7 protein-coding genes are annotated in these 8,654 nt (G+C 31.5%); 3 read left to right on the top strand and 4 right to left on the bottom strand.

Annotated elements, in window-relative coordinates; all coding sequences use genetic code 11:
• Window positions 1-59: 59 nt before the first annotated feature.
• Window positions 60-1,013 carry an NAD(P)-dependent oxidoreductase gene (locus tag Q0U66_RS04630; protein ID WP_297377953.1) on the top strand — a complete coding sequence of 318 codons (954 nt, stop codon included), beginning with the start codon at window positions 60-62 and terminating at the stop codon, window positions 1,011-1,013.
• Between the two features lie 81 nt (window positions 1,014-1,094).
• On the opposite strand, the gene Q0U66_RS04625 is transcribed toward Q0U66_RS04630, so the two are convergent.
• From Q0U66_RS04625 to Q0U66_RS04615, 3 genes are all read right to left on the bottom strand, one after another.
• The gene (locus tag Q0U66_RS04625; protein ID WP_297377950.1) at window positions 1,095-1,721 is read right to left on the bottom strand and encodes a hypothetical protein; all 627 of its coding nucleotides are present in this window, start codon (window positions 1,719-1,721) and stop codon (window positions 1,095-1,097) included.
• A 178-nt stretch (window positions 1,722-1,899) separates the two neighbouring features.
• Window positions 1,900-2,766, bottom strand: a complete 867-nt coding sequence (gene galU, locus Q0U66_RS04620; protein WP_297377947.1) for a UTP--glucose-1-phosphate uridylyltransferase GalU — start codon at window positions 2,764-2,766, stop codon at window positions 1,900-1,902.
• On the bottom strand, window positions 2,753-4,147 hold the full coding sequence (locus Q0U66_RS04615; protein WP_297377945.1) for a hemolysin family protein: 1,395 nt from the start codon (window positions 4,145-4,147) through the stop codon (window positions 2,753-2,755). The genes galU and Q0U66_RS04615 overlap by 14 nt, the downstream gene beginning before the upstream one ends.
• 147 nt (window positions 4,148-4,294) lie before the next feature.
• On the opposite strand from Q0U66_RS04615, the gene Q0U66_RS04610 reads away from it, so the two are divergent.
• Window positions 4,295-4,426: a hypothetical protein gene (locus Q0U66_RS04610; RefSeq protein WP_297377943.1), complete on the top strand. Its 132-nt coding sequence runs from the start codon at window positions 4,295-4,297 to the stop codon at window positions 4,424-4,426.
• Between the two features lie 44 nt (window positions 4,427-4,470).
• Here Q0U66_RS04610 and Q0U66_RS04605 read toward each other — a convergent pair whose 3' ends face one another.
• Window positions 4,471-6,837, bottom strand: a complete 2,367-nt coding sequence (locus Q0U66_RS04605; RefSeq protein ID WP_297377940.1) for a tyrosine-protein phosphatase — start codon at window positions 6,835-6,837, stop codon at window positions 4,471-4,473.
• A gap of 239 nt (window positions 6,838-7,076) precedes the next feature.
• Here Q0U66_RS04605 and Q0U66_RS04600 point away from each other — a divergent pair, with 239 nt between their 5' ends.
• Entirely contained in the window at window positions 7,077-8,405 is a 1,329-nt protein-coding gene (locus tag Q0U66_RS04600) for a D-serine ammonia-lyase (RefSeq protein WP_297377937.1), read from the top strand.
• Window positions 8,406-8,654 lie beyond the last annotated feature (249 nt).

The following is an 8,654-nucleotide window of genomic DNA, read 5'->3' as shown; positions in this document are numbered from 1 at the left end:
TATAGTAAAAAGAAAAAAAGAACACTAATTACTATGTGTTCATTATACAAGGAGTAATCATGAAAATAACAATTCTAGAGCCTCTTGCAGTTGAAGAGGACCAATTAAAAAATATTTTTAAGAAACTTACTGACAGCGGTCATAAGCTAGAAATTTATGATACTATCGCAAAAGATGAGAATGAACAGATTGAAAGAATGAAAGACACTGATATCCTAGTTATAGCAAATAGCCCACTCGGTGCCAGAGCTATAAAAAGTGCTAAAAACTTAAAGATGATAGCTGTTGCTTTTACCGGTTTTGACCATGTGGACATGGAAGCCTGCAAGGAAAGAAACATCCTTGTTTCAAATGCTTCCGGCTATGCCAACACTGCTGTAGCTGAACTTGCAGTAGGAATGGCCCTTGACCTTTATAGAAATATTATTTCAATGGATGAAAAAACAAGAGAACTTAAAACTAAGGTCGGTTACAGATTTAGAGAGTTAAAAGGTAAAAAGGTTGGAATTATAGGAACAGGAGCTATCGGATGTGAGACTGCAAAACTCTTCCATGCCTTTGGCTGTGAGATCCTAGCCTATTCAAATAGTGAGAAAAAAGAAATTTTAAATTTAGGCGGAAAATATCTATCACTTGAAGACCTATTGAAACAGTCTGATATCGTAAGTCTTCACCTACCTTATAATGAAAGCACAGAAAGACTAATTGGCGAAAAAGAATTTAAACTCATGAAAAATGATGCTATTTTTATCAACTGTGCAAGAGGGCAAATTGTAGACAATGAAGCTCTTAAAAACGCCCTAAATAACGATCTAATCGGCGGAGCAGGAATAGATGTTTTTGATAAAGAGCCTCCTCTAAATGAAGATGAGTCATTACTTAAAGCAAAAAATATCTTACTAAGCCCACATATTGGCTACTTTACAGAAGAAGCTATGATTAAAAGGGCTAAGATTACTTTAGAAAATATAGAAGGATTTATAAATAATAAACCAATAAATGTAGTTTCATAAATTTATAATAAAAATTCAACCCCAAAAAGCTGACTCCTAAAGCAGCTTTTTGGGGTTGATTGTTCAATTCAAATCTGTATTTTACAATCCCGAATCTTCATCCAATATATGGTTTATAATCTTAACAGGACTGCCTTCGTCGACAAAAATGTTAATTACCAACACTTTTCTTTTATCTTTACTCATCAATACTTGTTTATCTTTATCATCTAGCAAATCAGAGTCTTTTGAAATATTTATATCATATATTCCTTCTAACTTTCCTTCTTTTAATTCTAATTCCCAGTATTTTTTTGATTTATCAAAATTCGTAAATGTTGGTTTTCTATCATCAAAATCCTTTATTGATATACCTACTTTTATTTTGTCTAAATCTTCAAGTTCAATCTCTTCATTTTGTAAAAGAATATAAATTATAGGTTCATCATCAACAATCTTGTAGTTAATTTCTTCATTAAAAATTTTATTTTGATCGATAAGAGATGATACTTTATCTCTATCCTTATAAAGATTGTCTTTCTCTACCTTGGTATTAGTTTCGACCTCATTTTGTGTTTGTTTAGGTTTTTCATCCTCTTGGCTTGTAGCATTATCTTTGCAGGAAGTTGCTACAAAAGCAATGACAATGGTTAGTAGTAGAATTCTAAGATTTCCCCCTATTTTATCAAATGATCTAAAAAATTTAATTTTTTTATTATCTGCTTTCATAGTCACCTCCTCGTTTATTTGTTATTATTTTACTATAATAAATACTTATTTTCAATATTAAATATTCATTATTGATGTTCTAGTCATTATAGCTGAAAACAAAAAAACTGACCCTTCAAGTAGTTTTTTCATACTTGTAGCAGTCAGTTCAAAATGTAAGTTTATAAAGTTAAATCTTCTATTTTATTCTTTTCAAATACTCTGCAAATTCTTTGCCTACTTCTTCATCTCTCAGGGCATATTCTACAGTTGCTTCTAAAAATCCAAGCTTGCTTCCCACATCATACCTCTTACCTTCATAGATGTAACCATAAACACCATCACTTTTAGCTAAGCTATCAATAGCATCAGTGATTTGGATTTCTCCACCTACTCCAGGCTTAGTTTTTTCTATGTGGTCAAAAATCTTAGGGGTAAATACATATCTACCTAGTATAGCTACATCAGATGGAGCCTCTTCTATGCTAGGTTTTTCTATACAGTATTTGATATCATAGGTCCTGTCATCTATTTGATCAGCTTCTATTGACCCATACTTATTTATTTCAGACATAGGAACTTTTTTACAACCTACAACATCCTTTTCAAGTTCATAAAACCTCTCTATAAGCTGACCTATAGCAGGTTGGTCTGGATTGTAGACTATATCATCACCCAAAACGACTACAAAGGGATCATTTCCAACAAATTCTTTACCTTGTAAAATTGCATGACCTAGACCCTTTGTTTCCTTTTGTCTTTTGTAGTAGAAATCTGCTTGGTCAGCTATTTGTCTAATCTCTTTGTACTGGTCATATTTGCCATTTGCTTCCAGCTTAGCTTCTAATTCAAAAGAATAATCAAAATGATCTTCGATAGGATGCTTGTATCTATTTGTTATGAATAATATTTCTTCTATACCAGAGTCCACCAATTCTTCAACTATTATTTGTATAGTTGGTGTTGCTATAATTGGTAGCATTTCCTTAGGAACAGCCTTGGTAAATGGTAGAAATCTAGTTCCCATACCAGCAACTGGTACGACAGCTTTTTTAATCTTCTTCATCCTTCTCTTCCTCTTTTTCTTCTGGTCTTTGGTTGTCAAATTCATCATAGACAGTTATTTTAACTTCAAGTATCCTCTTATCTTGAACCCTTAAAACTTCTATATCTAAATTGTCATATTCTAAACTTGGAGTATCCCCTTCATTTGGGATGTAGCCTAAAAGATAAATTATAAAACCACCTATAGTATCGTAGTCATCACTTTCTTCATCGATTTCACTTCCAGTAAAGTTGTTGAAATCTTTGATAGTCATAGATGCTTTTAATTGATATACATTTCTTGCAATTTCGGTGATTTCTGGATCACTAGTGTCGTATTCGTCATCTATATCCCCTACTATCTCTTCAATGAGGTCTTCCATAGTTACTAGTCCAGCAAAACCACCATATTCATCTATAAGTAGGGCCATGTGTTGGTTATTGGTTTGTAATTCATTAAATAATTCGTTGATATTTTTTCTTTCAGGTACAAAATATGCAGGTTTTAAAATCTTATCTATTTTTACATTTTCAAAACCTTTTACATAGGCTTCTAATAGATAGTCCTTTAAATATAGTATACCTATTATATTATCAATATCTTCACTGTAAACTGGTATCCTAGAATATTTTAAAGATAGCATTTCATCCTTGTATTCAAGGAAATTATCTTCAATATCTATCATAAATACTTCTGTTCTTGGCGTCATGATTTCTTCAGCAAAGGTTTCGTCAAATGATATAACCGAATTGATCATTTCGCTTTCTACCTTGTCTATTACCCCTTGTGAATGCCCCAATTTAACTAAAGATTTTATATCATTTATAGTGATTTTCCCTTCAACATCGTCAACTTCCATTCCAAATATTTTTAAAACTAAATTGGTTGTTGAAGATAAAAGCCATACAAAAGGTTTAAATATAGCATTGGTTACAGTCATGATATTTACTGACATCCTAGCTATTTTCTCACTTTGGGCTATAGCGACTCTTTTTGGAACTAATTCACCAAATACTATAGTAATAAAGGATAGCAATATAGTTATAAGTACTTGGGATATAGTAACAGCATACTGAATATTGTATGTGCCTAGCCATCTTGCTAACTTAAGTGATATCCCTGTTGCAGCTGCTGCTGAATTAAAAAATCCTGATAAGGTAATAGCTATTTGTATAACAGATAGTAAATTTGATTGATTATCTAATAATTTTAAAATCTTTTCTGCTTTTTTGTCTCCATCATCAGCATCATTTTTAAGCTTGTTTTGGTCTACAGAAACCATAGCCATTTCTGCCGCTGAGAAAAAAGCATTGATTAAAGTAAGTAATATTATTAATATAATTTGTCCAGTTAAATTCCCCTCAAAATTCATGGGGACACTAGATTCCTGTGGTATATCCATTTTCCCTCCAATGTGTAAATTACATGCTTAAATATTATCACAATAGCCCTAAATATTCAATTATAGGCGATATAAGAAATTATCAGTTAATGATTCTATTATCACATTTTTGGGTATAATCCTATCAAAGTAATTTAAGGAGGAAATATGGAAAGTAAAAAATTAGAAAGAGCCTTATTAGAAGAAAAAGAAGCTGAACTTAAACAACAAGAAAACTTGGAAAAAGAACATCAATTAAATGAAGAAGAATTAAAAGAAAAAGATAAAGAAGACAAATAATAGCAAAAGCTGTTGCATTTAAACTGCAACAGCTTTTTACTTAATTATTTAACTTTATTCTTTTTATTTTTTGTTCCTAAATAAAGGGCTGATAATAATACAAGATTTAAAGTCAATGTCATTATACCAAAGTCATTGGTTTTTGGACTAGTCTTAGCAGGTTTTTTAACTTCTACCTTTATATTTTCAACCTTAGATAAACGTTTAATTACTAAATCTAAATCTTTTTCACTTAATCCTTTTTCTAAAACAAAGGCTCTAGCTTTTTCTTGAATATTTATATTGTCCAAATCATTTGATCCAGTTATATATTTAAGCATATCTAGGACATCATTGGCTATTAGGTCATATTTTTCTTTGTTAGCCTTAGTTACTCCATAGAAGTTTTCATAGGTCTTCATATAGTCATTAACTATTTCTTCCTTACTTGCTCCCATCAATGCATTTACCAAAGCACCAAAGTAACCTGTCCTATCCTTACCTTCTATACAATGGAATAAGAATGGTCCTTCATTTTTAGCAATAAATTCTAAGGCTTGAGTCATAGCTTGTTGGAAGTCATCACTCTTATAGGCAAGTCCTATATTTAATGCTAGTACATTTCCCTTTTCATATAAGTCTTTGTAATAAGGTGAATTGAAGTCCTCTGCCTTGATATATTTTTCTATATCTTCTTTGTTATCAGAGAAGTTTATTACATATTTTATGCCATGTTTCTTGATCAAATCATCAGCATAAGATGCTCTTCCTAATATATTGTTAATAGGACTTGAACTTCTATATATAATCTTATCTCTAATATTTCTATTATTTAACATTCTAAAGTTTGCAAATTTTACTGGATCATTGTCATAGTCCTTGATATCATTAGATCTTTCAAGTTTTCTAATCTCATATTGAGTCAAGTATCCAGCCTTTTCTTTCATGCTTATCTTAAACTTGCTTCCTGGCTTAATACCAGCAATCTCATTAAGCTTGCCATAGTTTATACATAGGCCTACATATTCATGTCCTGGGTAAGCTCTTACTAAAAACTCGCCTTGTTCTACAAAATAATTATCTAAAAATGGTCCTGAAATCTTATAGCCATTATCAAATTCCACTTCTAAGATATCACCAAATTCATAGCCCATAGCTAGGAAATCTTTTATAGTGATATCAGTTTGACCATGACCATATTTTTCTATTTCTGTGATTTGACCAGACCATGCATCTGAAGCTTCCTTACCAAGTTTTATTTGACCAGTTCTGAGTAAGTTTTGTAAACCTGTAATTTCTTCTTCTGTTAATTTTACATCTTCTCTAAAATATCTCTTGACTGCTTCTTCCCAATTTATTGTGCTTGGTTCTGTTTTCTTATCTACATTTGCAACAGTTTGAAGCATAGATGTAACAATATTAGATTGGGCTATTTTATCATATTGTTCGCTGTTTTTTTCTACACCGTAGTAGTTTTCATATGTTACCATATAATCTTTTACTATTTCATCAAATGAAGAACCTGCTAGAGCTTCTAAAACAGCAGATACAAATCCTGCTCTATCCTTGCCTTCATTACAATGAACTAGGTATGGCCCCTCATGTTGTAGGATAAATTTCACACCCCTATTTAATTTTTCAGAAAAGTCCTTACCTGATACATCTACTGACATACTTAGAGGAATAACTTTTCCATCTTTAAATAATTTGTAGTAATATTCAGAATTGAAATCTTCTTTTAATGCATACCCTTCTATATCTGCAGGTGTATCTGCCAGATTCATTACAGCTTTAATGCCAGCTTCTTCTACTAGTTTATTAGCATATGAAGCTCTTGATATAACATTATTTATTGGGTTGGAAGACCTATAAAATTTATTTTTAGCAATTTTGCTTGTATTCATAGGTCTAAAATTGGCGAATTTCACAGGGTCATTGTCATAATCTTTTATGTCATTGGTCCTTGTTAATTGTCTTAATTGGAATTCTGAAAGGTAACCAGCTTTTTCTGCCATTTTATATGTAACTTTGTCTCCGACTTTTACCCCATATGTTTTAGAGAAATTCCCCATATTTATAGCTGTTATAATAACATTTTCTGCGTCTTTATGCTTTTCATCATAATTATATATGGTTACTAATGATTTTGTGTCCACATCACTATAATTTTTACCAAAAGGCATTTCTAGTTTAGTGTCTCCTACAGTAACTTCTATAATGTCACCATATTCAAAACCTTTATCTAAAAAGTCTTTAGGTGAAACTGCAAGTGTTATATTACCATATTTTGATATGTATTTAACTTCAGTTTCAATTTGAGCAACTTCTTCGCTTGTTGTACTTTGAGCATTGTTAGCATATACAGTTGAAATTGGTGCCAGTCCAACTATTAAAGCTAATAAAAATGCTAATATTCTTTTTTGTCTATACATGTTTCCTCCTTAAAATGTATTAACAATTAATATTATATCAAGTTTGATTTTATAGCAATTTTCTTATGATAAATTAAGTATAATTTTTATAATTGTTATATTTAATAAATATATCCATATTAAAAATACTATTTATGATAAAGACACCGTTTTCTTAAAATAATATTTTTTATTAGACTATTACATTTTTCACCCTATAATGGTACAATGTAAGATAGGTATTTATAAGGAGGTGTATCTTGTATACAGTTGATGAATTAATAAGCAAAAGCCCAATTTTAGCCAAAGTTGCCAGACTTGAACCTACTGTTTGGATAAATCCAGATAGAAAAACAGGAAAAGAAGCTTGGGAAAATGTTGAATTTACATATAAAGATATTGAAGAAGCTAATGAAAGATTTACAAAATTTGGACCTCTATTAGTAGAATTGTTTTCTGATGAATTTCCAGAGATTATAGAAACTAAGGGTATTCTAGAATCAGACCTAGTACACCTAAAACACATGCAAGAAGAATACAAAGACAAATATGGACTTAAGGGAAATCTCTACCTAAAATTAGATTCACATATGCCAGTTGTAGGATCTATAAAAGCTAGGGGTGGCCTATATGAAGTTTTAGTTTTTGCTGAAGCTTTAGCTAAAGAACATAAGATAATTGATGAAAATAGAGACTATACTCAATTTTTAAATGAAGAATTTAAAGATTTATTCTCACAATATACAGTACAAGTTGCTTCGACAGGAAACCTAGGTATTTCTGTAGGTGTAATGGCAGCCGCTCTTGGTTTCAATGCTATTGTTCATATGTCAAATGATGCCAAACAATGGAAAAAAGACCACTTAAGAGATAGAGGTGCTACTGTTATAGAATATGATGGTGAATTTTCTTATGCCATAAGTGAAGCTAGAAAAATTTCTGATAAGGACCCATATTCATACTTTGTTGATGATGAAAACTCAAAAATCCTTTTCAAGGGTTATTCAACTTCAGCTATCAGGACTGAAAAACAATTAAAAGAAATGGGAATCAAGGTTGATGAAGACCATCCTGTATTTGTTTACTGCCCTTGTGGAGTAGGTGGATCTTCTGGTGGGGTTGCCTTCGGATTTAGAAAGGTTTTGGGAGACAATGTCCACGCCTTCTTTGTAGAAACTACCCATATACCATCGTTTTTAATTGGTGCATCTACAAAATTACACTCAGATGTTTCAGTTCACGATCTTGGTATTGATGGCATTACAGAAGCTGACGGCTTATCAGTTGCCAGACCATCCAAGTTTTCAGGTGAAAACCTACAAAGCTTATTATCAGGTGTAATCACTTGTGAAGATGATGAATTGTTCGACCACTTAAGAGACTTAGATAGACTAGAAGATATAAAAATCGAACCTTCATCATGCGCTTCTATAGCCGGTGCAGTAGGGTTATTTAACCATGAAGAATCCTTACAATATCTAAAGGATAATAACCTACTTGATAAGATGGACAATGCAACACATATCTGCTGGGCTACTGGTGGTAACCTAGTACCTGAAGAAGAAATGCAAAAATATTTAGATAGATAACTAAAAAAAACTATTAACATTTTGTAACAATGTTGATAGTTTTTTTATTTTAAAATTTGCTATTATATATGTATGGAGATGGTCCAACTAACGCTAGTCTCCTAGCGTTTATCTAGAATTATGGTCACCGTTTTTCTAGGTACCAACTATTTTGAGCTGTCAATAGTGTAGCGAGTTTTTAATTTTTCTCAATGGATCTCTCACCCATATTAAAAACTTGCAGGTGACAAGCGATCGTTTAGCTAATCC

Source organism: uncultured Helcococcus sp. (assembly GCF_946998255.1).
Classification (GTDB): domain Bacteria; phylum Bacillota; class Clostridia; order Tissierellales; family Peptoniphilaceae; genus Helcococcus.
Note: the sequence above shows the minus strand (reverse complement) of the source record. Positions and strands in the feature narration are given on the sequence as shown.